Origin of the sequence: Donghicola mangrovi (assembly GCF_013377535.1) — a bacterium.
In the GTDB taxonomy this organism is placed as follows: domain Bacteria; phylum Pseudomonadota; class Alphaproteobacteria; order Rhodobacterales; family Rhodobacteraceae; genus Donghicola; species Donghicola mangrovi.
Window position 1 is genome coordinate 621,875 of record NZ_JABCJE010000002.1, and the last position, 25,724, is coordinate 647,598.

General features: G+C 62.0%; 27 protein-coding genes. 18 read left to right on the forward strand and 9 right to left on the reverse strand.

The window, feature by feature from the left end; genetic code table 11:
* Positions 1-3: 3 nt before the first annotated feature.
* On the forward strand, positions 4-756 hold the full coding sequence (gene cobF / locus HJ536_RS07520; protein WP_177157228.1) for a precorrin-6A synthase (deacetylating): 753 nt from the start codon (positions 4-6) through the stop codon (positions 754-756).
* A complete protein-coding gene (locus tag HJ536_RS07525; protein ID WP_177157229.1) occupies positions 753-1,157 on the forward strand; it encodes a bleomycin resistance protein in 405 nt (134 codons plus the stop codon). Before cobF ends, HJ536_RS07525 begins: the two co-directional genes overlap by 4 nt.
* Before the next feature lie 105 nt (positions 1,158-1,262).
* Here the strand turns inward: HJ536_RS07525 and HJ536_RS07530 are convergent, their stop codons facing one another.
* Together HJ536_RS07530 and HJ536_RS07535 are read right to left on the reverse strand one after the other, a co-directional pair.
* Positions 1,263-2,108 carry a fumarylacetoacetate hydrolase family protein gene (locus HJ536_RS07530; RefSeq protein ID WP_177157230.1) on the reverse strand — a complete coding sequence of 282 codons (846 nt, stop codon included), beginning with the start codon at positions 2,106-2,108 and terminating at the stop codon, positions 1,263-1,265.
* 16 nt (positions 2,109-2,124) lie between these two features.
* On the reverse strand, positions 2,125-2,778 hold the full coding sequence (locus HJ536_RS07535) for a GntR family transcriptional regulator (RefSeq protein ID WP_228028661.1): 654 nt from the start codon (positions 2,776-2,778) through the stop codon (positions 2,125-2,127).
* 242 nt (positions 2,779-3,020) lie between these two features.
* Here HJ536_RS07535 and HJ536_RS07540 point away from each other — a divergent pair, with 242 nt between their 5' ends.
* The 7 genes from HJ536_RS07540 to HJ536_RS07570 all read left to right on the forward strand — a co-directional run bounded on the left by HJ536_RS07540 (position 3,021) and on the right by HJ536_RS07570 (position 10,997).
* Positions 3,021-4,040, forward strand: a complete 1,020-nt coding sequence (locus HJ536_RS07540; RefSeq protein WP_177157232.1) for a TRAP transporter substrate-binding protein — start codon at positions 3,021-3,023, stop codon at positions 4,038-4,040.
* A 112-nt stretch (positions 4,041-4,152) separates the two neighbouring features.
* Positions 4,153-4,959 (forward strand): TRAP transporter small permease subunit, encoded by an 807-nt coding sequence (locus HJ536_RS07545; protein ID WP_176855270.1) that lies wholly within the window; start codon positions 4,153-4,155, stop codon positions 4,957-4,959.
* 3 nt (positions 4,960-4,962) lie between these two features.
* Positions 4,963-6,558 (forward strand): TRAP transporter large permease, encoded by a 1,596-nt coding sequence (locus HJ536_RS07550; RefSeq protein ID WP_177157233.1) that lies wholly within the window; start codon positions 4,963-4,965, stop codon positions 6,556-6,558.
* Positions 6,559-6,783: 225 nt separating this feature from the next.
* A complete protein-coding gene (locus tag HJ536_RS07555; RefSeq protein ID WP_176855272.1) occupies positions 6,784-8,274 on the forward strand; it encodes a UxaA family hydrolase in 1,491 nt (496 codons plus the stop codon).
* Complete coding sequence (locus HJ536_RS07560; protein ID WP_177157234.1) at positions 8,274-9,329, forward strand: Gfo/Idh/MocA family protein; 1,056 nt, start codon at positions 8,274-8,276, stop codon at positions 9,327-9,329. Before HJ536_RS07555 ends, HJ536_RS07560 begins: the two co-directional genes overlap by 1 nt.
* A gap of 28 nt (positions 9,330-9,357) precedes the next feature.
* A complete protein-coding gene (locus tag HJ536_RS07565) occupies positions 9,358-10,083 on the forward strand; it encodes an SDR family oxidoreductase (protein ID WP_177157235.1) in 726 nt (241 codons plus the stop codon).
* A gap of 11 nt (positions 10,084-10,094) precedes the next feature.
* Positions 10,095-10,997: a DMT family transporter gene (locus tag HJ536_RS07570; RefSeq protein ID WP_338082415.1), complete on the forward strand. Its 903-nt coding sequence runs from the start codon at positions 10,095-10,097 to the stop codon at positions 10,995-10,997.
* A gap of 80 nt (positions 10,998-11,077) precedes the next feature.
* Here the strand turns inward: HJ536_RS07570 and HJ536_RS07575 are convergent, their stop codons facing one another.
* Both HJ536_RS07575 and HJ536_RS07580 read right to left on the reverse strand, forming a co-directional pair.
* Positions 11,078-11,815 carry an SDR family oxidoreductase gene (locus HJ536_RS07575; RefSeq protein ID WP_176855275.1) on the reverse strand — a complete coding sequence of 246 codons (738 nt, stop codon included), beginning with the start codon at positions 11,813-11,815 and terminating at the stop codon, positions 11,078-11,080.
* Positions 11,816-11,836: 21 nt separating this feature from the next.
* Complete coding sequence (locus HJ536_RS07580; RefSeq protein WP_177157236.1) at positions 11,837-13,618, reverse strand: IlvD/Edd family dehydratase; 1,782 nt, start codon at positions 13,616-13,618, stop codon at positions 11,837-11,839.
* 147 nt (positions 13,619-13,765) lie between these two features.
* On the opposite strand from HJ536_RS07580, the gene HJ536_RS07585 reads away from it, so the two are divergent.
* The 4 genes from HJ536_RS07585 to HJ536_RS07600 are packed head-to-tail and all read left to right on the forward strand — an operon-like array spanning position 13,766 to position 15,991.
* Entirely contained in the window at positions 13,766-14,242 is a 477-nt protein-coding gene (locus HJ536_RS07585; protein ID WP_177157237.1) for a hypothetical protein, read from the forward strand.
* Positions 14,239-14,961: an AzlC family ABC transporter permease gene (locus HJ536_RS07590; protein ID WP_177157238.1), complete on the forward strand. Its 723-nt coding sequence runs from the start codon at positions 14,239-14,241 to the stop codon at positions 14,959-14,961. The genes HJ536_RS07585 and HJ536_RS07590 overlap by 4 nt, the downstream gene beginning before the upstream one ends.
* The gene (locus tag HJ536_RS07595) at positions 14,958-15,278 is read left to right on the forward strand and encodes an AzlD domain-containing protein (protein ID WP_177157239.1); all 321 of its coding nucleotides are present in this window, start codon (positions 14,958-14,960) and stop codon (positions 15,276-15,278) included. The genes HJ536_RS07590 and HJ536_RS07595 overlap by 4 nt, the downstream gene beginning before the upstream one ends.
* A 17-nt stretch (positions 15,279-15,295) precedes the next feature.
* The gene (locus HJ536_RS07600; RefSeq protein ID WP_177157240.1) at positions 15,296-15,991 is read left to right on the forward strand and encodes an RraA family protein; all 696 of its coding nucleotides are present in this window, start codon (positions 15,296-15,298) and stop codon (positions 15,989-15,991) included.
* A gap of 37 nt (positions 15,992-16,028) precedes the next feature.
* Here the strand turns inward: HJ536_RS07600 and HJ536_RS07605 are convergent, their stop codons facing one another.
* From HJ536_RS07605 to HJ536_RS07615, 3 genes are all read right to left on the reverse strand, one after another.
* Complete coding sequence (locus tag HJ536_RS07605; protein ID WP_177157241.1) at positions 16,029-16,547, reverse strand: hypothetical protein; 519 nt, start codon at positions 16,545-16,547, stop codon at positions 16,029-16,031.
* Between the two features lie 77 nt (positions 16,548-16,624).
* A complete protein-coding gene (locus HJ536_RS07610) occupies positions 16,625-17,578 on the reverse strand; it encodes an NAD(P)-dependent oxidoreductase (protein ID WP_338082420.1) in 954 nt (317 codons plus the stop codon).
* On the reverse strand, positions 17,578-18,336 hold the full coding sequence (locus tag HJ536_RS07615) for an SDR family oxidoreductase (RefSeq protein WP_177157243.1): 759 nt from the start codon (positions 18,334-18,336) through the stop codon (positions 17,578-17,580). The genes HJ536_RS07610 and HJ536_RS07615 overlap by 1 nt, the downstream gene beginning before the upstream one ends.
* 118 nt (positions 18,337-18,454) lie before the next feature.
* Between HJ536_RS07615 and HJ536_RS07620 the strand changes: the two genes are divergently transcribed.
* Genes HJ536_RS07620 through denD form a run of 5 tightly spaced genes read left to right on the forward strand, consistent with a single transcriptional unit; the run spans position 18,455 to position 23,936 of the window.
* Positions 18,455-19,489: an alcohol dehydrogenase catalytic domain-containing protein gene (locus HJ536_RS07620; RefSeq protein WP_177157244.1), complete on the forward strand. Its 1,035-nt coding sequence runs from the start codon at positions 18,455-18,457 to the stop codon at positions 19,487-19,489.
* A gap of 10 nt (positions 19,490-19,499) precedes the next feature.
* Positions 19,500-20,414, forward strand: coding sequence for a dihydrodipicolinate synthase family protein (locus HJ536_RS07625; RefSeq protein WP_177157245.1), 915 nt, complete (start codon positions 19,500-19,502; stop codon positions 20,412-20,414).
* Positions 20,414-21,787 (forward strand): FAD-binding oxidoreductase, encoded by a 1,374-nt coding sequence (locus tag HJ536_RS07630; RefSeq protein WP_177157246.1) that lies wholly within the window; start codon positions 20,414-20,416, stop codon positions 21,785-21,787. The genes HJ536_RS07625 and HJ536_RS07630 overlap by 1 nt, the downstream gene beginning before the upstream one ends.
* 9 nt (positions 21,788-21,796) lie before the next feature.
* Complete coding sequence (locus tag HJ536_RS07635; RefSeq protein WP_177157247.1) at positions 21,797-22,948, forward strand: fumarylacetoacetate hydrolase family protein; 1,152 nt, start codon at positions 21,797-21,799, stop codon at positions 22,946-22,948.
* A gap of 22 nt (positions 22,949-22,970) precedes the next feature.
* Complete coding sequence (denD, locus tag HJ536_RS07640; RefSeq protein ID WP_177157248.1) at positions 22,971-23,936, forward strand: D-erythronate dehydrogenase; 966 nt, start codon at positions 22,971-22,973, stop codon at positions 23,934-23,936.
* Between the two features lie 53 nt (positions 23,937-23,989).
* On the opposite strand, the gene HJ536_RS07645 is transcribed toward denD, so the two are convergent.
* Both HJ536_RS07645 and HJ536_RS07650 read right to left on the reverse strand, forming a co-directional pair.
* Positions 23,990-24,763 (reverse strand): HpcH/HpaI aldolase family protein, encoded by a 774-nt coding sequence (locus tag HJ536_RS07645; RefSeq protein WP_177157249.1) that lies wholly within the window; start codon positions 24,761-24,763, stop codon positions 23,990-23,992.
* The gene (locus tag HJ536_RS07650) at positions 24,763-25,707 is read right to left on the reverse strand and encodes a 2-hydroxyacid dehydrogenase (protein ID WP_177157250.1); all 945 of its coding nucleotides are present in this window, start codon (positions 25,705-25,707) and stop codon (positions 24,763-24,765) included. The genes HJ536_RS07645 and HJ536_RS07650 overlap by 1 nt, the downstream gene beginning before the upstream one ends.
* Positions 25,708-25,724: the final 17 nt, after the last annotated feature.

Sequence of the window (25,724 nt, forward strand, 5' to 3'; positions counted from 1 at the left end):
CCGATGTACCACCTGAAACTCGTCGGCATCGGCACAGGCAACCCCAAGCACCTGACGCTCCAAGCGATCGACGCTCTAAACAGCGTCGACGCGATTCTGATCCCGACCAAGGGCGCGGGCAAAGATGATCTGGCGGGCCTGCGCCACGAAATCTGCACCCGAATCCTGACAACCCAGCCCAAAATCGCCGACTTCGCCCTGCCCATCCGCGACGAAGCCACCAGCGATTACGGGCAAAAGGTCAACGACTGGCACGACGCCATAGCCGAGATCTGGCTGCAAACCATGCAGGCGACCCTGCCGCAGGGCGGCACTGTCGGCTTCCTCGTCTGGGGCGACCCCTCGCTCTATGATTCGACCCTGCGCATCGCGGACCGTCTGACCAAAACCACCGAAATCACGGTCGAGGTTATCCCCGGCATCACCTCGATCCAGACCCTGACCGCGGGCCACGCCATCCCGCTCAATGAAATCAACGGCCCCGTGACCATCACCACCGGCCGCCAGATTCGCGACAACGGCTTCCCAGCAGGATCAGACACAGCCGTCGTCATGCTGGATGGCGCCTGCTCGTTCCAGCACCTCGATCCCACGGGCATCCACATCTACTGGACCGCCTATGCGGGGATGGAGAACGAAATCCGCCGCGCAGGCCCCCTCGCTGACGTCCAACAAGACATCATAGACACCCGCGCCGCCGCCCGCGCCGCCCACGGCTGGTGCATGGACATCTACCTCCTGCGTAGAACCGCATGACCCCCGCGCTGGTCCCTGAACTATCGGTCACGGACTGGCGCGCCACCCAATCCGTCCTGCACACCCTCGGCTTCACCACCAAATACGAGCGCCCCGACGAAGGCTTCGCCTACCTCACCCGCGAGGGCGCTGACCTCATGATCGACCAGATCGGCACGGGCCGCGATTTCGACAGTAACCTGACCCCGCCCCTCGGCCGTGGCCTGAACCTGCAAATCCGCGTCACCGACGCGCAATCGCTCTACGCCGCCGCTCAATCCGCCAACCTGCCCATCCCCCTCCCGCTCGAGGACAAATGGTACCGCACCCCCGCGGGCCAAGAGGGCAACCGCCAGTTCATCGCGGCCCTCCCCGACGGCTACCTCCTACGCTTTTACCAAGACCTCGGCACCAAACCCTGACTTCATCTTGGCAAAAATACCCACCGCACCAACGCCCGCCAAACGCCCCACAAACAAATAAGGGCGCCCCGCAGGACGCCCTCACCCAGTCCGAAACCGGAACTCTTATTCGCAGGCAACCGCCACTTGGCTCTGCTCACCCAGCTTCTCGATGCGCAGGGTCATGGTGTCCCCCGCCTTCAGGAAACGCTGGGGCTTCATGCCCATCCCCACACCCGAAGGCGTACCGGTCGCAATGATGTCACCGGGCTGCAGCTTCATGAACTGGCTCATATAGGCCACGATCTGTTTCACGGTGAAGATCATGTCGTCGGTGCTCGAGTTCTGAACCGTCTCGCCGTTCAGATCCAGCGACAGCGCAAGCGTCTGCGGATCACCCACCTCATCGGCGGTCACCAGCCAAGGACCGGTCGGGCCAAAAGTCGGGGCCGATTTGCCCTTCATCCAGGTGCCGCCACGCTCGATCTGGAATTCACGCTCAGACATGTCGTTGATCACGCAGTAACCCGCCACGTGGTCCAGCGCCTCGTCCTCGGAGATATAGCTTGCCTCGCGGCCAATCACGACACCCAGCTCGACCTCCCAGTCGGACTTCACCGAGCCCTTGGGAATCACCACGTCATCGAACGGACCCGACAGCGCGGAGGTCGCTTTGTTAAAGATGATCGGCTCTTTGGGGGGCTCGGCACCGGTTTCGGCGGCGTGCTTGGCATAGTTCAGACCGATGCAGAAGAAGTTCGGCACAGACGCCAGACAGGACCCGATGCGGCCCGGCTCTGCCACCACCGGCAGGCTGTTCACGTCAATCGCGCGGATCGCGTCAATCGCCTCGATCGAGACGCCCTGACCCGCGAAATCGGCGCACTTGCCCGACAGGTCACGCACATTGCCGTCGGCGTCCAGAATGCCGGGCTTTTCCTGACCCACGGGGCCAAAACGCAACAATTTCATTGATTTCTCCTCCAAATCACTCGGTTGCCAGAGCGGCCTCGGCCTCTTGGGCCAGAACGTTCCGGATATCTCGGTCCAGATGCCCCAGATGCGCCTCGATCGCGGCCAAAGCGGCGGCGCGATCACGGTTGCGCAGGGCATCCACAATACTTCCGTGCTGCACGATCACCCGCTCGCGGTTGCGGCGGCGGCGCGCGGCCAGATAGCGGGCGCGCCACAGACGCTCCAGCAAGGTGCGGTGCAGTTCGGCAATCACATCGTTATGGGACATGCGCGCCAGGGACGCGTGAAACCCCATATCCGTCTCGAACATGTCGAGGGGATCGGCGGTCTCGAAGTTCTTGTCCATGTAGTCCAGCGTCGCCGCCAGCGCGTCGATCTCGGCCTCGGTGGCGTTCTTACAGGCCAGTTCCGCTGACAATTTCTCCAGCGCGATCAGAACCTCGACCTGATCACTGATTTCCTTGATCGAGGGCTGCGCTACGATGGGACTTCGGGCGGGGCGCAGGATCACCAGCCCCTCTTGTGCCAGAATGCGGATCGCCTCGCGCATGGGGGTGCGGCTGACCCCCATCTCGGCGGCATTGTCCCGCTCTTTAATAGAGGTACCAGGGGGCAGTTTCCCCCTTAGGATATCGCGTCGCAGCTGGCGCGCGATCTGTTCTGGCAAAGTCTCTTCCGGCATCCCTAGGCTAAAACCCGTTACTTATCAGTGTATTACGTGACCCATCCCTTGGGCTGTAACCACATTAGATCATTTTTTTGAATTTGGTATACCAAAAATCGTTGATTGTGAAGAACGCTTTGAGTAGCGTCGATTCAGGATGGTATACCATCCATTCGCTGATCGGGTGGAGCCGATCAAACGAAAGCAAGGCGGCTAGAGGAGGCCGCCCAGGGAGGACAATGACTATGAAACTCAGCAAGCTTCTTGCCACTGCTGCTCTGACCGCTATTGCCGCGTCGGCAGCCATGGCTGAACCCATTACCCTGCGTATCCAGACCCACTATGCAACCGAGCACCCCTCGGGCAAGCTGGCCGCGCAATTCGTTGATGACGTCCAGACCATGTCGGACGGCAGCATCACCATTGAAATGTTCTACTCGTCGTCGGTCGTTGCCACCACCGAGACCTGGGACGCAGCCGTCAACGGCATTCTGGACTGCGACATGACCGGCGGTGCCTACCAGACCGGCAAGAACCCCGCGTTCCAGTTCGTGGGCGACATCATGGGCGGCTACGACACCCCCTACCAGCAGCTGTCGTGGCTGTATTACGGCGGCGGCTATGAAGCAGCCCAGTCGCTGTACAACGAATACGGCATGCAGCTCGTTGGCTGGTGGATCTATGGTCAGGAATCGCTGTCCTCGTCCAAGCCGATCGCAGGCCCCGAAGACCTGAAGGGCTGGAAGTTCCGTTCGCCTCCGGGTCTGGAAACCGAAATCTTCACCGAGATGGGCGCAACCCCGATCGTGATGGACTTCACCGAGATCTTCACCGCGCTGGAAACCGGCATCATCGACGGTGCGGACGCATCGGGTCTGGCCAACAACGTTGGTCTGGGTCTGTATGACATCGTCAAGCACGCCAACTACCCCGGCTTCCACTCGATGCCGTCGGACCACCTGGCCTGTAACAAGGACGTTTGGGACAGCATGACCCCCGGTCAGCAGCGCATCATGGACACCGCGATGCAGAAACTGTCGCTGCACACCGCCATCTCGAACGAGAAGAAGAACGCAGAAGCCGCAGCAGAGCTGAAGGCCAAAGGCGTGACCCTGTACGACTGGTCGGAAGAAGACCGCGCCAACTTCCGTGCCGCAGCACAGAAGGCATGGGACGGTTGGGCAGCCAAGACCCCCGAGGCAGCTGCGCTGGTCGAAAGCCACCGCAAGTACCTGGGCGAGCTTGGCCTGATTTCCGCTCAGTAACTCACTTAACGTGACACCATAGCCTGACAGTCGGGCGGGCCAGTTCCATATGGCCCGCCTTTTTTAAACCCATGCTCTGCCAGAGCGGGATTCAGGCAAGGAGATTTCAACTATGGAGAACCAGAGCGTTTGGCTCGGGCGTCTCAGAGCGCCGGTGCGCATGGGCATGATCGGCTTTACGATCCTGACCCTGATCATCTTTGCGGTTCTGATCGTCGGCCAGTTTGTTTCTGCCGAACCCATCGGCATGTACGAGATGATCCGCCCCGCAGGGCGTCCTCTTGCACAGGCGATGCTGTTCTCGCTGTCGGGGGCCCTTCTGTTTGCCTCGCTGTTCCTGTCGGATACAGTGGGCGCGATCGAAACCCGTCCCAGCGGCTTTTTCGATTACATTTCGCTGGTCGCTTCGCGCCTTGCCATGGTCTCGATTACCTTCTGCGTGATCGTGATGTTCTACGAGGTCATCTCGCGCTACGCGTTCAACCGCCCCACCCTGTGGGCGAACGAGCTGTCGCTGTGGATCGCGTCGTTCATCTTCCTGCTGGCGGGCCTTTATGCGATGCAGCAGCGCAGCCACATCCGCATCTACGTGATCTATGACATGTTCCCCCGCTGGATGCAGAAGGTCGCGGACGTGATTTCGGTCGCGCTGATCGTGGGCTTCACCTTTGCGCTGGTCTGGGGCGGCTTTGCCGACGCATGGACCCGTATGATGCGCATGGAAACCTTTGGCACAGCGTGGGATCCGGCCATTCCGGGCACCGTCAAACCCGCCATTCTGATCATCATTGTCCTTGTGACCATTCAGGCCGTCTCGAACTTGATCGCCGACTGGAACAAGGCCCCCGAACACCACGGCCACGACGATATCGACGAGCACGAAATCGAAACCCTGCGTCGTTCGCTGGAGGATAAATAAGTTATGGTTGATATCGGTACACTCAGCCTGATCCTGCTTCTGGGCATGTTTGCCCTGCTGGCGATCGGTATGCCGCTGGGGTTCGCGTCCGCCTTCCTTGCGGTCATGACGCTGGTCATGAAGTTCGACGTGGACATCCTCTTCAAAACCTTTGGCAAAGGGCCGTTCTCGGTTCTTGGTCAGGCGGTCTATCGCCAGATGACGAACTACGTTCTGATCTCGGTGCCGCTGTTCATCTTTATGGCCGCGCTATTGGAACGATCCGGCATCGCCAAGGACATGTACTCGGCCCTGAACCAGCTTCTGTCGCGCACCCGTGGCGGTATCGCTCTGGTGACCTCGCTGATGGCGGTGATCATGGCGGCCATGTCCGGCATCATCGGCGGAGAAGTCGTTCTCTTGGGTCTGATCGCCCTGCCCCAGATGCTGCGTCTGGGCTATAACCAGAACCTCGCCATCGGCACCATCTGTGCGTCCGGCAGCCTTGGCACCATGATCCCGCCGTCGATCGTTCTGATCTTCTACGGTCTGGTCACAGAAACCTCGATCAAGGCGCTCTTCACCGCGTCCTTCCTGCCCGGTTTCATGCTGGCGTCGTTCTTCATGATCTACATCGTGTTCCGCACCCTGAAGAACCCGGAAATGGCCCCCCTGCCGCCCGAAGATCCCAACGATCCCAAGGGCAAGGAAAAAGGCCTGATGTTCCTGGGCTTCTTGGCTCGCCTCTCGATCTGGCTGGTCGGCGTGCTGATCCTGCGCAACCTGTTCTTCACCGTCACCGGCGACAACAAAGTGGTCGAGAACGTAGAGCCCATCTTCCTTGGCATGGTGTCTGACCTGCCCTACCTGATCGGCGCCTTCGTGCTGTCCTTTGTGGTGGTCTTCTTCATCGTCGGCCGTGAACGTACCGCCGCCGGTTGGGAAATGTCCAAAGGTCTGGTGGCTCCGATCATCGTGATCGGCGTGGTTCTGGGCTCGATCTATGGCGGTATCACCGGCATCACCGAAGCAGCAGGCATGGGCGTTGTGGCCGTGTTCACCATCAGCCTTCTGCGCGGCGAGATGACCTTTGACATCGTCTGGGACAGCCTGATGCGCACCCTGAAATCGACCGGCACCATCATCTGGGTGACCATCGGTGCAGCGGCGCTGGCGGCGGCCTACACTCTGGCCGGTGGCCCGACCTATGTGGCGAACCTGATCGTGGGCTCTGACCTGCCGACCATGGGCGTGATCTTTGTGATGATGTTCATCTTCCTGATCATGGGGATGTTCATGGACTGGGTTGGCATCGTTCTTCTGATCATGCCGGTGTTCCTGCCCATCGTTCTGCGCCTGCCCGTCGAGGAACTCGGTTTCGTCGGCAGCCTGCCCTCGCAGTACGTCGCGGTCTGGTTCGGTGTGGTGTTCTGTATGAACATGCAGGTCAGCTTCCTGTCGCCGCCCTTTGGCCCCGCGGCCTTCTACCTGAAGTCTGTGGCACCTGCCCACATCTCGCTGACGGATATCTTCAAGGGCTTCCTTCCCTTTATCGCGATCCAGCTGCTTGCGCTGTCGGTCCTCCTAATATGGCCCCCGATCGTGACTCTGTTCCTCTGAGGTAGGAAACCTTGATGCCCGGCCGGGGCGGACATGCTGCCGCCCCGGTCCCTACGTTGGTTAACAAGCCACACCTGAATTCCCGCCCGTCCCGGCCGATTGGCTGCCACGGGCCCCCAAGGCACCACCGGCCCCGCGTCAGTACGCCAGCCATACGTGCCCCATACGTTCGCCAGACCCAGATTTTCGCGCCGATTTGGCGCTCCGAGGATCAAGGAATTAACCATGAAAACCGTCCGCCTATCTGATGCAGACAACGTTGTGACCGCCAAATCGCCCCTAGAGATCGGCGAAGAAGGCGCGACCCAGATCATTCCCCGCGGCCACAAAATGGCGACCACCGACATCGCCAAAGGCGCCCCCGTACTGAAGTATGCGCAGCTGATCGGCTATGCCGCCTGCGACATCAAAGCGGGCGAACATGTGCACGTTCATAACCTCGAATTCCGCAACGTGGATATGGAATACGAGTTCTCGACCAACCTGCGCCCCGCCCCCGAGGCGACCACCCAAGACACCTTCATGGGCTACCGCCGCGCCACGGGCCGCGTTGGCACCCGCAACTATATTGCGGTGCTGACCTCGGTGAACTGCTCGGCCACGGCGGCCCGCATGATCGCGCAGCATTTCACCCCCGAGCGGCTGGCGGATTACCCCAATATCGACGGCGTTGTCGCCTTTGTGCACGGCACCGGCTGCGCCATGGGCGGCGACGGCACGGGGTTCGAACTGCTCCAGCGAACCCTCTGGGGATACGCAAGAAATCCGAACGTGGGCGGCGTGCTGATGGCGGGTCTCGGCTGCGAGATGATGCAGATCGACTGGCTGATCGAGGCCTACGGCCTGACCCCCGGCCCCCTCTTCGCGACCATGAACATTCAGGACGTCGGCGGCCTGCGCAAAACGGTTGAGCTTGGCATCGAAAAGATCACTGCCATGCTGCCCGTCGTAAACGAAGCGCAGCGTACCGAGTGCCCCGCCTCGGAACTGATGGTCGCCCTGCAATGTGGCGGCTCGGACGCATGGTCGGGCATCACCGCCAACCCCGCCGTCGGTTACGCCTGTGACCTTCTGGTGGCTCAGGGCGGCACCGGCGTTCTGGCCGAAACCCCCGAGATTTACGGCGCCGAGCACCTGCTGACCGCCCGCTGTGTGGACCGCAAGGTCGGCGACAAACTGATCGACCTGATCCACTGGTGGGAAGATTACACCGCCCGCAACGGCGGCTCGATGGACAACAACCCGAGCCCTGGCAACAAAAAAGGCGGGTTAACCACCATCCTCGAAAAGTCTTTGGGCGCCGCAGCCAAGGGCGGCACCACCCCCCTGACCGGCGTCTACAAGTACGCAGAGCCCGTCACCGCCAAGGGTTTCACCTTTATGGACAGCCCCGGTTATGACCCTGCGTCCGTCACCGGCCAAATCGCAAGTGGTTGTAATCTGGTGTGTTTCACCACAGGCCGCGGATCGGCGTTCGGCGCTAAACCCAGCCCGTCGATGAAGGTCGCCACCAACACCGAGATGTACAACCGCCTCCACGAGGACATGGACGTCAACGCTGGAACAATCATCTCCGACGGCAAAACCGTCGAGGAAGTCGGCCGCGAGATCTATGAAATGTGGCTGCGCATGGCCTCGGGCGAAAAGACGAAATCGGAACTCATGGGCCTTGGCGACTACGAGTTCGTCCCATGGCAGGTTGGCGCGGTAATGTAATGGCTCGTTTACCGGTTTGCGTCATTGGTGGAGGCTCGATCGGCATGCGTCATGCCGAAGTCGCCACCAAGTCCGAATTAACCAAACTGATCTGCGTGGTAGAGCCCCACGCCCCCCGCCGCGCCGAACTGATCCAGATGGGCGTTAACGCTGTTGCCAGCATCGAGGACGCCCCCGACGAAACCCGCGCCGCGATTTCCGCAACGCCCACGCAGCTGCACCACACCAGCGCGCTGCAAATTCTGGATCAGGGTTGGGCGGGGATCATTGAAAAGCCCCTGACCGCCACCGTTGGCGAGGGGTTGTCTCTGATCGCCGAGGCGCGGGATAAGCCCTTGTTTTGCGGTCATCATCGGCGCTGTCACCCCTTTAGCATTGCCGCCCGACAGATAATCGGGCAGCTTGGGGATCTGGTCGGCGTGCAGGCCCTGTGGTCGCTGCGCAAACACGACACCTATTACGACACCGAATGGCGCACCCTACCCGGCGCGGGGGTGCTAATGACGAACGTCAGCCACGAACTTGACCTGCTGCGCTTTCTGGTAGGGGACATGACCGAGGTCTCTGCGTTAACCTCGAACGCCCGCCGCGGCATGGTGATCGAGGATACCGCCGCCCTTTCCCTGCGCTTTGCCAATGGCGCGCTGGGGTCGGTGCTGATGTCGGACGCGGGCGCCTCCCCTTGGGCGTTCGAGGCCGCGACCGGCGAAAACCCCGCCATCGCCCGCTCGGGCGAGGATTACCTGCGCATCATCGGCACAATGGGCGCGCTGGCTTTCCCGTCGCTGACCCAATGGTCGCGCGGCGACGACGGAGAGATCGAGTGGTCCAAACCGATGCGCCGCCACTTCATCCAGCCCGCCGCCCCGATTGACCCGCTGCAAGCCCAGATCGAACGCTTCGCGAACGTGGTCGGCGGCGCAGAGGACGACATTCTGTGCACGCTGGCCGATGGCCACGCCGCGCTAGAGCTGACCCTTGCCGCAGTCCTGTCGGGGCGCGATGGCCGCCCCGTGCGGCGCGGCGAGGTTCCCCATGATTTCCGCGGGGTCTAACCCTGCTAACCTATTGGAGTTATTGAAGATGAGGCTAAAGGGAAAACGCGCCTTTGTCACCGCAGCCGGTCAGGGGATCGGGCGCGCAATTGCCGAACACTATGCCCGCGAGGGGGCGCACGTCATCGCGACCGACCTGAAGGCCGACCTGCTGGAGGGGCTGGATGTGGCGCAAACCATGACGCTGGACGTGACTGACAAAGCCGCCATGACGCAGGCCATTCAGGACGCCGCGCCGGACATCCTGGTGAACTGCGCGGGCTACGTCCACGGGGGCACCATCCTCGAGGCCAAGGACGAAGAGTTTGACTTTGCCTTTACCCTGAACGTGCGGTCCCAGTTCCATTCGATGCAGGCCGCCCTGCCCGGCATGATCGAACGTGGCGGCGGGTCCATCGTGAACATCGCGTCGGTCGCCAGCTCGATCGTGGCGGCGCCGAACCGCTGCATCTATGGCGCATCCAAGGCCGCCGTGATTGGCCTGACCAAATCGGTCGCGCTGGATTTCGTAAAACAAGGCATCCGCGTCAACTGCATCTGCCCCGGAACTGTGGACAGCCCGTCCCTGCACGACCGCCTGCGCGCCATGGGCAACTACGACGAGGCCCGCAAAGCCTTTGAGGCGCGTCAACCCATGGGCCGCATCGGTACCGCAGACGAGATCGCCCATCTGGCGGTCTATCTGGGCTCGGACGAGAGCGCCTTTACCACTGGACAGGCCCACGTCATCGACGGCGGTTGGGCGGTCGGCTAAGGAGCACGCCCGTGGGCACCTCCAGCCCCAGAGAGGAACGGACAGGCGCAGGGCTGATGCTCATGTGTCTGGCCGTTACGCTGTTTACCTGCATCGACACCTCGGCCAAGTGGCTTTTGCTGTTTGGCCTGCCGACCTTGCAGGTCGTCTTCACCCGCTATCTGGGGCATTTCCTGCTGGCTTTGGCCGTCTATCTGCCGACCGAAGGGCGATCCGCAATGGTCTCGAATGCGCCTTTAAAACAGGCGCTTAGGTCGGGATTTCTGCTGGGCTCTACCGTCATGAATTTCATGGCGCTGCGGCATCTGCCCATCACCATCACCACGACCATCTTCTTTGCCGGTCCAATCGTGACCAGCATTCTGGCCATCCCGATCTTGGGCGAAAAGGTCGGCCTGCGCCGCCTGATCGCGATTTGTTTCGGCTTTAGCGGGGTGCTGGTGGTCGTGCAGCCGTGGGGGACCGAGTTCCACCCGTCGATCTTCTTCAGCCTCGCGGGGCTGATGTGTGCGTCGCTGTATTTCATCATGACGCGGCTTCTGGCGGGGGTCGAGGCGAACTCCACCCAACAGATCTGGGGCAGCGGGACCGCGGTCCTGTGTTTACTGCCGTTTTCCTTGCAGGAATGGGTCTGGCCCGACACCACCCAATCGTGGATCGTCTTTTGCCTGATCGGAGCGTTCGGGTTCAGCGGCCACGCCATCGCCACGCTGGCCCACCGCTGGGCCGATGCGTCCCTCTTGGCCCCCGTGGTCTATATTCAGGTGTTTCTGGCCTCGCTGGCCGGCGTTCTGGTGTTCGACACTTGGCCCACGATCTGGACGCTGGTTGGGGGCGCGATCATCATCGCCTCGGGTCTCTATATCTGGCAGCGAGAACGCTCCATTAACCGCCGCACAACCGACCGGACATAAAAAGACCGCCGACCCATAAGGGCCGGCGGTAAGTCCGGGTTTACACCCAACAGGAAGCAACCAATTTGGTTAAGATCGGGTTAACCGCGCCCGATAAACGGCATATTTGTCGCCATGACGGTCATGAACTGCACGTTCGCCTCGAGCGGCAGGTTCGCCATGTACAGCAAAGAGCTGGCCACGTGCGCCACGTCCATCACAGGCTCGACCGCAATGGACCCGTCTGCTTGGGGCACGCCCTTGGTCATCGCGGCGGCCATGTCGGTCAGGGCGTTCCCGATGTCGATCTGCCCACACGCGATGTTAAAGGGCCGACCGTCCAGCGAGATGCTGCGCGTCAGGCCGGTGATCGCGTGCTTGGACGCGGTATAGGGTGCAGAGCCCCAGCGCGGTACATGGGCACTGATCGAGCCGTTGTTGATGATGCGCCCGCCCATGGGGTCCTGCGCCTTCATCCGGGCAAAGGCCGCGCGGGCACAGATGAAGCTGCCCGTCACGTTGATATCGATCAGGTTGCGCCATGCGGACACGTCCACCTGATCAATCGTGTTCCCCAGCAGCGCCACACCGGCGTTGTTGAACAGAGCGTCGATGCGGCCCCATTCGGCCATCGCCTTGTCAAAGGCCGCGTCGACTTCGGCCTCGTTGGTCACGTCGCAGGGCAGCGCCAGCGCGTTCTCGTGGCTATCGGCCATCTCGGCGACAGTTTCGGCGGTGCGGCCGACGATGCCGACCTTCCACCCGTTATCCAGCATATGCTGCGCGCAAGCCTTGCCGATCCCGCGCGCCGCACCGGTGATGATGATTGTCTTTGCCATTGGGCCTCCCCTCCCTTTGGGTCAGTGATTGTCGCGCGGCAGGTCTTGGCAGACCTTGTGATACGCGGTCGCCAATTCCAGACAGCCGCCCTTGTCGAGTTGCCCGACATGGGTGCGGTAGATTTCCTGCCAAGGGGTCTGGTGCTTGATCTCGGGCGGGGTCCAGTCGGCTTTGCGCTGGGCCCATTCTTCGTCCGGAACCAAGGCGTTCATGGTCGAGGCATTGAGGTCCAGACGCACCATGTCGCCCGTCCGCAAATAGGCCAGACCGCCACCGACAACCGACTCGGGCGAGGCGTTCAGGATCGACGGGCTTTCCGAGGTGCCGGACTGACGGCCATCACCCACGGTCGGCAGGTGGTTGATCCCTTGCTTCAGCAGAGCATCCGGCGGCTGCATGTTCACCACCTCGGCACTGCCGGGATAGCCCACGCAGCCCACGCCGCGAATGAACAGGATACACTTTTCGTCGATATTCAGAGACGGGTCGTTGATCCGGTCGTGATAATCCTCGGGACCTTCGAAAACGATGGCACGGGCCTCGTGCACGCCCTCTTCGCCCGGACGGGACAGGAAGCGTTTCTGGAAGTCCGGCGAAATCACCGAGGTCTTCATTAGCGCGCTGTCAAAGAGGTTCCCCGACAGCACCTTGAAGCCCGCGTTCTTGCGCAGGGGTGCATCGTAGGTGGTGATCACGTCGTCGTCTTCGGTGCCAAAGCCGGTCAGGTTCTCGCCCATGGTCTTGCCGGTGGCGGTCATGCAGCCTTCGTGGATGTGACCGGCCTTTTGCAGTTCGGCCATGACCGCAGGAACACCGCCCGCACGGAAGAAACTTTCGCCAAGGTACTTGCCCGCAGGTTGCATGTTCACCATCAGCGGGATTTCGAAACCAACGGTCTCCCAATCCTTGACGTCCAGCTCGACGCCTGCATGGCGCGCGATGGCCTGCAGGTGCGGCGGAGCGTTGGTGGATCCGCCAATCGCAGCGTTCACTTTGATCGCGTTTTCAAAGGCTTCACGGGTCAGGATGTCAGAGGGTTTCAGATCCTCGTAGACCATTTCCACGATCCGCTTGCCGGTCTGATAGGCCATCTCCATCCGCTCGCGGAAGGGCGCAGGGATCGCCGAGTTGCCGGTCAGAGACATGCCCAAAGCCTCGGCCATCGCGTTCATGGTCGACGCGGTGCCCATTGTGTTGCAGTGCCCCAGAGAGGGCGCGGACGAACACACACGGCTGATGAATTCTTCGTAGTCGATCTCGCCTTCGGAGAGCAGACGGCGGCTTTCCCAGACGATGGTGCCAGAGCCTGCGCGCTTGCCCTTCCACCAGCCGTCCAGCATGGGGCCGCCGTTCAGGGCAATCGCGGGCAGATCGGCCGTGGCCGCGCCCATCAGCATCGCAGGGGTGGTTTTATCGCAACCCGTGGTGATCACGACGCCATCCAGCGGGTAGCCATGCAGAACCTCGACCAGCCCCAGATAGGACAGGTTGCGGTCCAAGGCCGCCGTGGGGCGCTTGCCGGTTTCCTGAATGGGGTGCACGGGGAATTCCATGGGAACGCCGCCCGCTGCGCGAATGCCCGCCTTGATCCGGTCCATCAGGAACACGTGGATCTTGTTGCAGGGCGCGATGTCCGAACCGGTGTTCGCGATGCCGATGATCGGCTTTTCGCCCTGCAATTCCTCGCGGGTGTATTCCTGGTTCAGATAGCGCTCTAGATACAGCGCGGTCATTCCCGGATTGTTGGGATTGTCGAACCACTCTTGCGAGCGGAACCGCTTGTTCGCGCGGGTGTTGGACATGGTTTCCTCCCAGAAAAAATCGGTGGCGTGGCGAATCTTGTTGCTCGCTGCCGGTCCTTCTACAAAACTCAAATGGTATACCAGACGCAAGATGATTTTGGTATACCAGATTCGACGGCTGGGGAGAGCCGTCTGGGGAGGACACTAATGAAACGTGACATTGGCGCGATCGCAGCCCTGTGTCTGGCGCTATGGGCCCTGCCTGCTGGCGCGGAAATTTCTATCGAAGCCGTGGATGCCTGCATCGCCAAGGCCGCCGAGGACGGGACCAACCCGAACCTCTGCGTGGATCAGGCCCACACCGACTGCGGCACCATCGCCGAGGATATGCACACCGTGGCCACCCTGTGCTTTACCGAAGCGCAGGGCGTCTGGGGCAATGCGATTGCCACCAAACTGGCCGAGGTTCAGGCCAAAACCGACGAGAATATCGGCGCCGTCGCCGCGATCGAGACCAAGTATGACGTGCTGTCGGCCTTGGTCCAATGCGACCGGATGGAGGAACTGTCCCGCCTGACCCAGAGCACCGCCGATCTGGTCCAGCGCCAAAAGGCAGGCTGCCAGTCCACTGCATCCGGTCTGGCCTATGTCCGTCTGGTCTGGCGGGCGCGGTCGCTGAAATGACCGACCTGACCGCGCGAAAGGCTTTCTGGCGCGGCTATCTGGACTGCGCGCCCTTTACCCTGATCGTCATCCCCTACTCGACCCTTTTCGGGGTTGTGGCGCGTGATGCGGGGCTGGACTTGTTCCAGACTATGACCATGACGGTTCTGGTGATTGCCGGGGCCGCGCAGTTCACGGCGCTGGCGCTGCTTCAGGACAACGCGCCGGTGTTCATCGCCCTGCTAACCGCGCTGGCCGTGAACCTGCGGATGGCGATGTATTCGGCCGCACTGGTGCCCCATGTGGGCCACGCACGGCTGGGGGTGCGGGCGCTGATGGCCTATCTCATGGTGGATCAGGCCTTTGCGGTGTGCGTAAAAACCTACGAAGAGCGCCCCGACATGTCCCCCGCCGCCAAGGTCGCCTACTATTTCGGATGCATGATGCTGATCTGCCCGTTCTGGTACGCCTTTACCTTTGTGGGGGCCTATGTGGGCAAAGCGATCCCCGCCGAACTGTCCCTCGATTTCGCGCTGCCCATCTGTTTCATCGCCCTGACAGGGCCGCTCTTGCGGTCGGTGCCGCACTATGTGGCGGCGCTGGTGTCGGGGGTCAGCATTCTGGTGTTCCACTGGGTGCCGTGGAACCTGGGGATCATGGTGGCCGCAATCCTTGCCATGATCAGCGGAGCCCAGACCGAGCTTTACCTGCGCCGCCGCGCGGCCAAGGGGGCAGCATGATTTCCGATCTGGATTTCTGGGTTCTGACCATCGCGCTGGGGATCGGGACATTCCTGATCCGCTTCTCCTTTTTGGGGATATTCGGCGGGCGACAGATGCCCGACTGGGCCCTGTTGCACCTGCGCTATGTAGGGGTCGCGGTTTTTCCGGCGATCTTTACGCCTCTGGTGGTCTGGCCCCCGGCGACGGACGGCCAGATCGACCCCATCCGCCTGACCGCTGCCCTTGCCGCCCTGCTGGTAGGGTTGCGGGTCAACGTCATCTTTTCCATCATTGCAGGCATGGCGACCTTCTATGTCCTGCGCTTCGTCTTCTGACAGAAAGGCCTTTTGACATGATCGAAGAACCGCCCATCCTGCGTATCCGCCGCAGCTTTCCCCGCCCCACGGCCGCACAGATCGACGCCTTTCGCGGCGTGCCCACGGGCTTTGTCTGTGATGCGATGAACGGCGCGGGGTCGCTGGACACCCGCATCGCGCCCGTCGGGGCTGCCCTGACCAGCGGCCCGATCGTGGGCACCGCTTTGGTCGCCGACAACGGGCCTGCGGAAATTCTGGCCACCATCGCCGCGCTCGAGTTCATTCAGGCCGGTGACATCGTGGTGGCCGCCCTGCACGGGTACCAAGGCACCTCGGCCAGCGGTGATCTGCTGCTGGGGATGATGAAGAACGCAGGCGCCGCCGGTTTCGTCACCGACGCCCCCATGCGCGACATCGAAGGCATCGAAGAGGTCGGCCTGCCCGCATGGTGCACCGGCCTGAACCCGAACTCGCCCTACTCCAAGGGGCCGGGCACCGTGGGCGATGCGGCCGCGGTGGGCGGTCAGCGCGTGGGCAGCGGCGACATCATCGTGGCGGATCGCAATGGCGTGGTCGTGGTGCCCTTTGACAAGATCGACGCGACCATCACCGCGCTTCAGGGCGTCAAAGCCGCCGAAGCCGATCTGGAAGCCAAGGTCAAAGGCGGTCTGGCCAAGCTGTTCGATCTGGACGCCATGGAAGCCGAAGGCAAAATCGCCTATTTCGACTAAAGCATACGGGGGCAGGTTTACCCCTGCCCCCGTTCGATCAAAGTGCGTCCATCATCTGGTCCAGCGCATCAAGCCTTGCGTTCAGCTCGAACAGTCGCTGGGGCGTCAGCCGGAATTCATAGAGCTGCCGGATCTCGGCAATCCCGTAATCGACGATATCAGGGGTCGCGGCCACCTCGGCTTCGGTCACGGGGCCTTCGACGAATTCCGCCTCGATCCCGATTCCCTCAACCAGCCAGTACGGTCCCAAACCGCCGCCCCCCATCCGGAACCGCGGTGCGGCTGCAAAATGGGCGGGCACCGGAACGCGCGCAATCAGGCGTGCCTCGGGCATATCGTCCAGCGGCATCAGGACTGAATTCAGAACCGGCAGCGCCAGAATGCTGTCGATGGTGGCCAAGGGTTTCGGCGTGATTTTGTCGAACAACCGCACGAACTGGCGGATGGCATTGGGGCCGCCCGACAGGTCCTCGTGGGTGCACAGACCAAAGGCGAACCGGCTGTTGCCGAGATCAAAGGCGTAAAGCCCCCCGATGGATGATGCTACTTGCGACACGTCAGGTCCCCCTTTGCGGCGATGGCCCGTTACGACCATGCCGCCAGAACCGGAAGGGAACGTCAAGGGCAGGAAGTTCATCCTCTGCCTTTCTGTACCTCTTCTGCCATATCCATGCCGTTCAGTTCAGCGATGATATCCCCCAGCATGGGCACGTAATCGCCGCCACGACCGATTGCCTCGGCGTGGGTATAGTACTGCTTTATCGCGCCAGCCATGATCCCCACGACGCCTGCTTCGGACGCCATGTTGTTGGCATAGCGCACATCTTTGGCAGCGTTGGTGATGGTGAAAAGATGGGCATTCTTGTCGCGATCCACGGTGTACTTCATGAAGGTATCAAAGAACCCGTTGCCCAAACGGCTGGTCCCGATGACCTGCCTCACGGTCTGGGGCGCGATTCCGACCTTGGCCCCCAGCACGGTTGCCTCGGCATAAAGGGCGGCATAGCCCATCGCCATAAAGTTCATCAGCAGCTTCATCTTGTGCCCCGACCCCGTGGGGCCCGTGCGCGTGATGTTGGCCGCCCAACAGCGGATCACGGGCTCGACCTTGGCAAAGGTCTCGTCATCCGCGCCGACCATGGCGTCCAGCGTACCGGCCTCTGCCTCTTTGGGGGTCCGGCCTAAGGGCGCATCCACCAGCGTGCCGCCCTTTTCCGCCAATTCCCGCGCCAGTTTCATGGTCGAGGTCGGGTCCGCCGTAGACGTTTCGATCACGATCAGGCCGGGGCGTGCGCCCGCCAGAATGCCGTCCTCCGCGCGGAACATCGCCTCGACCTGTGGCGAATTGGACAGGCAGATGTGGATGATATCGCAGTTCTCTGCCATCTCTTTGGCCGAGGTCACCTCTACCGCGCCCATCCCCTTCAGGCTTTCGACGGGCTGGCGGTTGCGGTTGCCCTTGATGTAGAGCGTGTAGCCCTTTTGCACGATGTTCTTGGCCATCCCGTGACCCATGAACCCCACGCCGATGAACCCGATTACCGGTTTGTCACTCATGTCTCTTCCTCCCCAGAAAGACGTTTGAATTACAGGCTTGCGGTGATGCCTCCGTCCACGAACAGCGTGTGACCGTTCACAAAGCTGGACGCATCAGACGACAGGAAAATACAGGCGCCGACCAGTTCTTCGACCTTGCCCCAACGGCCTGCGGGGGTACGCTTTTCCAGCCAGGCGCTGAACTCGGGATCAGCAACAAGGGCGGCGTTGAGCGGCGTGTCGAAATAGCCCGGCGCGATGGCGTTGCAGTTTAGGCCGTGCTTGGCCCAGTCGGTCGCCATGCCCTTGGTCAGGTTGGTGACTGCGCCCTTGGACGCGGTATAGGGGGCGATTCCCGGACGGGCCAGCATCGACTGGACCGACGCGATGTTGATGATCTTGCCCGTGCCGCGCTTGATCATGTGGCGGGCCACGGCCTGCCCCACATAGAACGCGGAATTCACGTTGGTCCGCATCAGGCGGTCGAAGGCATCGACGGGAAACTCTTCTAGCGGCGTGCGGTGCTGCATCCCCGCGTTGTTCACCAGAATGTCGATCCCGCGGCCCATCTCATAGGCGTCAACGGCGGCGGCCACCCCTTTGGCATCGGTGGCATCGAACACCAGCGTGTCCACAGAGGCTCCGGTTTCGCGCAGCGCCTTGGCGGCCTCTTCCAGACGTTCGGGGTTGCGCGCGTTCAGCACGATCCGCGCCCCCGCCTGCGCCAGACCATGCGCCAAGGCATAGCCGATCCCCATGGACGAGCCGGTGATCAGGGCCGTCCGCCCGCTCAGATTGAACAGTTCCATAATTCCTCCCTCGGTCGGGAAATGGGTGGTTGACAAACCCACCGTTCCCGCATTTTTTGAAATGGTATACCATTTTGGCGGCGATGCAACCGCCTACGGTTCGGGGAGGAGACCAACCGTGAAAGCGATTTTTGCCCATGGCGCAAAGGACCTGCGCCTGTCCGATTGTGCTGTCGATCCGGTCGGCCCCACGGATGTCCGCATCCGCATGGAGCGCGGCGGGATCTGCGGGTCGGACCTGCACTACTTCAACCACGGCGGCTTTGGCACCGTGCGCCTGAAGGAACCGATGGTTCTGGGCCACGAGGTTGCAGGCCGCGTGGCCGAGGTTGGCGCCGAGGTGACCAACGTCAAGGTCGGTGATCTGGTGGCGGTGTCCCCGTCCCGCCCCTGCGGCGGCTGTGTGGAATGCCACCGCGGCCTGCCGAACGAATGCCTGAACATGCGGTTCTACGGATCGGCCATGCCCTTTCCCCATATTCAGGGCGCATTCCGTCAGGACATCACCGTCATGGCCAGCCAGTGCCACGTCGCCAATGACCTGACCGCCGGAGAGGCCGCCATGGCCGAGCCCTTGTCCGTCGCCCTGCATGCGGTGCGCCGCGCGGGTCAGATGATGGGCGCGCGGGTTCTGGTCACGGGCTGCGGCCCCATTGGGTTGCTGGCGATCCTTGCTGCCCGCCGTGCCGGCGCGGCCGAGATTATAGCCACCGACATTTCCGACAACTCGCTGGCGATGGCCGCCAAGGTTGGCGCGGATGTCACCCAGAACACCATGACCAACCCCGATGCGCTAGCCCCCTTTGCCGTGGGCAAGGGCACCGTGGATGTGCTGTTCGAATGCTCTGGCGCGGCCCCTGCCTTGGCCGGTGCGATCCCTGCCCTGCGCCCCCGCGGTGTGATCGTGCAGCTTGGCCTGTCCGGCGACATGTCCCTGCCGATGATGCAGATCACCGCCAAGGAATTGGAACTGCGCGGGTCCTTCCGCTTTCACGAGGAATTCGCTGTGGCCGTCAAACTGATGGGCGCTGGCCTGATCGACGTGAAGCCGCTGATCACCCACGAATTTGCCTTCGATGACTTCCTGACTGCCTTCGAGACCGCCAATGATCGCACGCAGGCGATCAAGGTGCAGCTGGCCTTTGACGCCTGAGGATATCCCCATGACCAAACCCTATACCGGTATCTGGCCCGTCGCCCCGACGCCCTTCAACCCCGATGGCTCCCTTGATCTGGAGGGCATGAAGCGCGTTCTGGACTGCATGATCGACCAAGGCGTGGACGGCATCTGTATCCTCGCCAACTTCTCGGAGCAGTTCCTGATTTCCGACGCCGAGCGCGAAACCCTAACCCGTCTTTGTCTGGAACACGTCGCGGGCCGCGTACCGGTGATCGTGACCATCAGCCATTATGCCACCCCGATCGTGGTGGAACGCGCCCAATTTGCCAAAGACCTAGGCGCGTCGATCGTGATGATGATGCCCCCCTACCACGGTGCCCTGCTGAAAGGCACCGCCGATCAGACCTTTGAACAGTTCCGCGCGGTGGGTGAGGTCGGCATCCCAATCATGCTGCAAGATGCCCCTCTGTCCGGAGTCGATCTGCCCGTCCCCCTCTTGGTCAAGATGGCCCAAGAGATCGAGATGCTGAAGCTGTTCAAGATCGAATGCCCACAGGCCGCGATGAAACTCCGCGTGCTGATCGAGCAAGGCGGCGATGCCATCGAAGGTCCCTTTGACGGCGAAGAAGCGATCACTCTGCTGGCGGACTTGGACGCAGGCTGTACCGGCACCATGACCAGCGCGATGATCCCCGATCTGATCGGGCCGATTGTGCGCTTCTTCCTGCAAGGGAACCGTCAGGCGGCCATCGACGGCTATGCCCACGTCCTGCCCGCGATTAACCACGAGAACCGCCAGTGCGGCTTCCGCTCGGCCAAGGCCGCGATGATGGAAGGCGGCGTGATCAAGTCCGATTTCTGCCGCCACCCCATCGCGCCCCTGCACCCCGCGACCCGCGCGATGTTGATGGAGCTACTGCGCCCCCTTGATCCCGTTGTTCTGCGCTGGGGCAAGTAATGATCGACGCCGCCCTATCCGAACTGAAGGCCCTGCTGGGGGACCGTCTGGTCACCACGCAGGCCGACCGCGACCTGCACGGCCAGAACGAAACCTGGTATCCCCTGACCCCGCCCGACGCCGTCGCCTATCCCGAGACCACGCAAGAGGTCTCGGACATCCTGAAAATCTGCCACGCCCATGATTGCCCCGTGGTGGCCTATGGCGCGGCGAGTTCTCTCGAAGGGCAGCATCTGGCGACCCGTGGCGGCATCAGCCTTGATATGAACCGGATGAACCGGGTTCTTCAGGTGAATGCCGAGGATCTGAATTGCGTCGTCCAGCCCGGCATCACCCGTATTGCCCTGAACGAGGAACTGCGCGCCACTGGCCTGTTCTTTCCCGTGGACCCCGGTGCGAATGCCAGCATCGGCGGTATGACGGCCACCCGCGCAAGCGGCACCACCGCCGTCCGCTATGGCACCATGCGCGAAAATATTCTGGCGCTCGAGGCTGTGATGGCCGACGGCACCATTGTCCGCACCGGCACGCAGGCGCGCAAGTCCAGCACCGGCTATGACCTGACCCACTTGCTGGTCGGCTCCGAAGGGACACTGGGGATCATCACAGAACTGACCGTCAAACTCCAAGGCATCCCCGAGGCGATCAGCGCCGCCACCTGCCGCTTTCCCACCATCGAGGATGCAGTCAATTGCGTGATCCTGACCATCCAGACCGGCATCCCCATGGCGCGGATCGAGCTGGTGGACGAGATGATGGTGCGCGGGTTCAACAACTATGCGGACGCGGGTCTGCCCGAAGTCCCGCACCTGTTCCTTGAATTCCACGGATCGGAAAACGGCGTGGCCGAGCAGGCCGAGATGTTCGGCGCCATCGCCGAGGATTTCGGTGTTGAAGCCTATCAAACCGCCACCAAGACCGAGGATCGCAACGCCCTCTGGGCGATGCGTCACAAGTCGCATTATGCCTCGGCCTCATTGGGGAAAACAGGCCACCTGATGCCCACCGACGTGTGCGTGCCGATCAGCAAACTGGCCGAAGCGGTCGTGCAGGCCCAGAATGATGCGAAGCGGCTGGGGCTGACCTCGACCATCGTGGGGCATGTGGGGGACGGCAATTTCCATTCCGGCCTCGCGATTGACCCCACCGACCCCGACCAGATGAAAGCCGCTGAAGAGTTCACCGATGCGCTGGCCAAGACCGCCCTGCGTCTTGGCGGCACGGTCAGCGGCGAGCATGGCATCGGCCTTGGCAAGATGAAGTACATGACCGCCGAACACGGGGCCGCCGTGGCGCTGATGCGCTCGATCAAGGCCGCGTTTGATCCGAAAAACATCCTCAATCCGGGCAAAATGCTGCCCCCCGCCGAATAAGGAGCCCCCATGCTGCCGTTCGAGAATACCGATCCGAATGCCACCTTGGTGGGCCGCGTCTGGCGCCCCGAGGTTGGCCCTTGCCTGATCACCCTGCGCGGGGACGAGGTGATCGACATCACCTCCAAAACCGCGCCGACCATGCGCGACCTCTTGGAACTGGACGACCCCGCCGCCTATGTGCGCGAAGCCACGGGCGAAAGCCTTGGGTCGCTGACCGACCTTGCGCACCTGAGCACCGAAGGCACCGGCGAGGATGTCATGCACTTCCTTGCCCCCTGTGATCTGCAAGCGGTCAAGGCCTGCGGCGTGACCTTTGCCGAGTCCATGGTCGAGCGCGTGATCGAGGAACAAGCCGCCGGTGACGCCGACCGCGCCGAAGAAATCCGCGCCAAGGTCAAGGACAAGATCGGCGACAGCCTGTCCGGCATCATCCCCGGCAGCGACAAGGCGATGGAGGTCAAGAAGGTCCTGATCGCCGAGGGCCTCTGGTCCCAGTATCTGGAGGTTGGCATTGGCCCCGACGCCGAGGTGTTCTCCAAGGCCCAACCCATGAGTGCCATGGGTTTCGGTGCATCCGTCGGCCTGCACCCCGTCAGCAACTGGAACAACCCCGAGCCCGAGATCGTGCTGGCCGTGAACAGCCGCGGGCAGATCGTCGGCGCGACCCTTGGCAACGACGTGAACCTGCGCGACGTCGAGGGGCGCAGCGCCCTCTTGCTCGGCAAGGCCAAAGACAACAACGCCAGCTGTGCCATTGGCCCGTTCGTTCGTCTGTTCGATGACAGTTACGGGATGGAACAGGTCGAAACTGCCGAGCTGACCCTGAAGGTCACAGGCGAGGATGGATTTGTTCTGGATGGTCATTCCTCGATGACCAAAATCAGCCGCCACCCCGCCGATCTGGCGGCGCAAACCTGCGGGCGGCATCACCAATATCCCGACGGGTTCTTCCTGTTTCTCGGAACGCTCTTTGCCCCCATTCAGGACCGCGACAACCCCGGTCAGGGCTTTACCCACAAGGTTGGCGACGTGGTCAGCATCTCGGAACCCCATCTGGGAGAGTTGCGGAACACCGTTCGCCTGTCCACCGAATGCCCCGAATGGACCTTTGGCACCGCCGCGCTGATGCGCAATCTGGCGGGCCGCGGGCTGCTGTAATTTTCTCTGGGAGGAGATTTTGATGAAAGTACTTATTATCGGAGGCGGTGGCCTCGTCGGTCAGAAACTGGCCAAATCGCTGGCCGCCCGCGGGGAACTGCGCGGCCAGAGCATCGACAGCCTCGTGCTGGCCGATGTGGTGGACCCCGCGCAGATCGAGGCGCCCTTTGCTGTCGAAACCGTCACCTGCGACATCGCCGATCCGGCTAGCGTTGGTTCTGTGATCGATGAAGAGACAGACGTGATCTACCTACTGGCTGCCATCGTCTCGGGCCAAGCCGAAGAAGACATGGATCTGGGCTACAAGATCAACATGATGGGCACGATGAACGTGCTGGAGCGCTGCCGCGAACTGGGCACCAAGCCGGTCGTGGTCTTCACTTCGTCCATCGCCGTTTATGGCGGCGAGGTCGCGGACCCCATCATCGACGACAGCTTCCTGAACCCCCAGACCAGCTATGGCGCGCAAAAGGCCATCGGCGAGCTGCTGCTGAACGACTACAGCCGCAAGGGCATCGTGGACGGGCGCGGCTTCCGCCTACCAACCATCTCGGTCCGTCCGGGCAAACCGAACCGCGCGGCCAGCAGCTTTATGTCGTCGATCATTCGCGAACCCCTGAACGGCCAAGAGGCAGTGTGCCCTGTCGATCCCAGCTTCGCGCACTTCTACCTGAGCCCGCGCAAATGCATCGAAAACCTCATCAAGGGCGCTGAAATCCCCGAAGAGGATTTGGGCCAGAACCGCTGCATGATGATGCCGGGCCGGACTTGGACCATCGGAGAGATTGTCGAGGCGCTACGCAATGTCTGCGGGCCTGAGCCCGAGAAGCTGATCCGTTGGGAGGAGCAGCCCGACATCCTCGCGATCGTCAAAGGCTGGCGGTATGACATCCAGCCGTCCAAGGCGCTAAAACTGGGCCTGACTGCGGATGAGAGTTTCGAGGAGAACATCCGCTACTACCTCGAAGACGACAAACCCAACGCCTGAAACAAAAAGGCCCGCCAGAACCGGCGGGCCTTCTTCTTTGGATGCGGGGGGCGTTACTTGAACGCCTCGACCGCCTTTTTCAGTTGCTCCCGCGCGACGCGCTGCAGGGCCACCATATCCACATCCACCGCCGTAAAGACGCTGCCCGCCTGAACCGCCATCGCATTCAGTTCGGGGTCGGTCGACAGGAAGCCAGCAGGTTTGCCGCAAGCACGGATGCGTTTGATGGCGTCCACGATGGCCGCTTTGACATCCTCGTGCCGTGCGTTCCCCGCATGACCGAGCGAGGCCGACAGGTCCGCAGGCCCGATGAACACCCCGTCCACGCCGGGCGTGTTCACAATCGCCTCAAGGTTATCGAGCCCCTTCTGGGTTTCGATCTGGACGAGCAGGCAAATCTCGTCCCGCGCGTTGGTGAAATAGCCCGGCACGGTGCCGAACCTGTTCGCCCGGGTCGAGCCGCCCATCCCGCGAAACCCGCGGGGAGCATAGTCCACAGCCTCGGCCGCATAGGCGGCCTCTTCGGCGGTCTGGACATAGGGGATCAGCAGGTTCTGCGCACCAATGTCCAACAGGCGCTTGATCTCGGCCCCGTTCAGCTCGGTCGGGCGAACCATGGGTGCGGTACCATAGGCCGACATCGCCTGCAGCATGTTCAGGATGCTAACCACGTCATTCGGCGTGTGCTCGCAATCCAAGAGCATCCAGTCATAGCCGACATTGGCCAGCATCTCGGTCGCGGCATTGTCGCGGATGGTGGACCAGAGGCCGATCTGCTGCTGACCGGCCATGATCGCGCGTTTGAACGGGTTGGCGATCTGCTCCATCAGTTCACCGGCGTGACGAGCGCATCGCCGTTAAAGAACGCGGTGACGTTGGACAGCTGAACCTCTGCCATAGCGCGGCGGGTTTCGTGGGTGCCGGAGCCTTGGTGCGGCTGCAGGACCACGTTGGTCAGCTCGTAGAAGCGTTCGTTAATGTGCGGCTCGTTGATGAACACATCAAGGCCCGCGCCCGCAATCGCGCCGCTTTCCAGCGCGTCCAGCATCGCCTCTTCATCGATGGTGGTGCCGCGGCTGATGTTGATGATCACACCGTTCGGGCCAAGTGCGTTGATAACCTCGCGGCTGACGTAGCCTTCGGTTTCCTTGCCGCCGACCAGAGCCACAACGAACCAGTCCACAGCTTCGGCCAGGCTCTTGGCGTCGGCGTGATAGGTCCAGCCGGGGGTCTGTTTTTCACTGCGCGAGTGGTAGTGGATGTCCATCTTGAACGCCGCCAGACGGTCGGCGATTTCTCGGCCGATCCGGCCCATGCCGCAGATACCGACGGTGCCGCCAGTCATCTTGCGGTTCAAAGGCAGGCTGCCGCCGCCAGCCCAACGGCCGGAGCGGGTCAGGTTATCACCCTCGATCATGTTGCGGGTCTGGGTCAGCATCAGAGCCACCGCCAGATCCGCCACGTCATCGTTCAGAACATCGGGGGTGTTGGTGACTTTGATCCCGCGCTCGCTGGCCGCAACCACGTCAATCGCGTCATAGCCCACGCCGAAGTTCGCGATCAGGCCAAGGTTCGACAGCGGGTCCATCGCCGCGCCGCCAAAGGGGGCGTGACCCTTGAACACCACAGCGGTGATGCCATCGCGCACAGCCGCATCCAGCGCCGCGATATCAGCGGGGGTCGCGGCATAGGTGTTGGGGTAATTTGCGTCGAACCGCGCGCGCTCTTCCTCGTTGAAGGCACCACAGACAAGCAGTTTTACATCGGACATTTCACATTTCCTTTCCG

Excerpts from the sequence above, each read along its gene's own strand:
- cobF (WP_177157228.1), top strand. The coding sequence starts at position 4 with ATGTACCACCTGAAACTCGTCGGCATCGGCACAGGCAACCCCAAGCAC.
- HJ536_RS07525 (WP_177157229.1), top strand. The coding sequence starts at position 753 with ATGACCCCCGCGCTGGTCCCTGAACTATCGGTCACGGACTGGCGCGCC.
- HJ536_RS07530 (WP_177157230.1), bottom strand. The coding sequence starts at position 2,108 with ATGAAATTGTTGCGTTTTGGCCCCGTGGGTCAGGAAAAGCCCGGCATT.
- HJ536_RS07540 (WP_177157232.1), top strand. The coding sequence starts at position 3,021 with ATGAAACTCAGCAAGCTTCTTGCCACTGCTGCTCTGACCGCTATTGCC.
- HJ536_RS07545 (WP_176855270.1), top strand. The coding sequence starts at position 4,153 with ATGGAGAACCAGAGCGTTTGGCTCGGGCGTCTCAGAGCGCCGGTGCGC.
- HJ536_RS07550 (WP_177157233.1), top strand. The coding sequence starts at position 4,963 with ATGGTTGATATCGGTACACTCAGCCTGATCCTGCTTCTGGGCATGTTT.
- HJ536_RS07555 (WP_176855272.1), top strand. The coding sequence starts at position 6,784 with ATGAAAACCGTCCGCCTATCTGATGCAGACAACGTTGTGACCGCCAAA.
- HJ536_RS07560 (WP_177157234.1), top strand. The coding sequence starts at position 8,274 with ATGGCTCGTTTACCGGTTTGCGTCATTGGTGGAGGCTCGATCGGCATG.
- HJ536_RS07565 (WP_177157235.1), top strand. The coding sequence starts at position 9,358 with ATGAGGCTAAAGGGAAAACGCGCCTTTGTCACCGCAGCCGGTCAGGGG.
- HJ536_RS07575 (WP_176855275.1), bottom strand. The coding sequence starts at position 11,815 with ATGGCAAAGACAATCATCATCACCGGTGCGGCGCGCGGGATCGGCAAG.
- HJ536_RS07580 (WP_177157236.1), bottom strand. The coding sequence starts at position 13,618 with ATGTCCAACACCCGCGCGAACAAGCGGTTCCGCTCGCAAGAGTGGTTC.
- HJ536_RS07585 (WP_177157237.1), top strand. The coding sequence starts at position 13,766 with ATGAAACGTGACATTGGCGCGATCGCAGCCCTGTGTCTGGCGCTATGG.
- HJ536_RS07590 (WP_177157238.1), top strand. The coding sequence starts at position 14,239 with ATGACCGACCTGACCGCGCGAAAGGCTTTCTGGCGCGGCTATCTGGAC.
- HJ536_RS07595 (WP_177157239.1), top strand. The coding sequence starts at position 14,958 with ATGATTTCCGATCTGGATTTCTGGGTTCTGACCATCGCGCTGGGGATC.
- HJ536_RS07600 (WP_177157240.1), top strand. The coding sequence starts at position 15,296 with ATGATCGAAGAACCGCCCATCCTGCGTATCCGCCGCAGCTTTCCCCGC.
- HJ536_RS07615 (WP_177157243.1), bottom strand. The coding sequence starts at position 18,336 with ATGGAACTGTTCAATCTGAGCGGGCGGACGGCCCTGATCACCGGCTCG.
- HJ536_RS07625 (WP_177157245.1), top strand. The coding sequence starts at position 19,500 with ATGACCAAACCCTATACCGGTATCTGGCCCGTCGCCCCGACGCCCTTC.
- HJ536_RS07630 (WP_177157246.1), top strand. The coding sequence starts at position 20,414 with ATGATCGACGCCGCCCTATCCGAACTGAAGGCCCTGCTGGGGGACCGT.
- HJ536_RS07635 (WP_177157247.1), top strand. The coding sequence starts at position 21,797 with ATGCTGCCGTTCGAGAATACCGATCCGAATGCCACCTTGGTGGGCCGC.
- denD (WP_177157248.1), top strand. The coding sequence starts at position 22,971 with ATGAAAGTACTTATTATCGGAGGCGGTGGCCTCGTCGGTCAGAAACTG.
- HJ536_RS07645 (WP_177157249.1), bottom strand. The coding sequence starts at position 24,763 with ATGGAGCAGATCGCCAACCCGTTCAAACGCGCGATCATGGCCGGTCAG.
- HJ536_RS07650 (WP_177157250.1), bottom strand. The coding sequence starts at position 25,707 with ATGTCCGATGTAAAACTGCTTGTCTGTGGTGCCTTCAACGAGGAAGAG.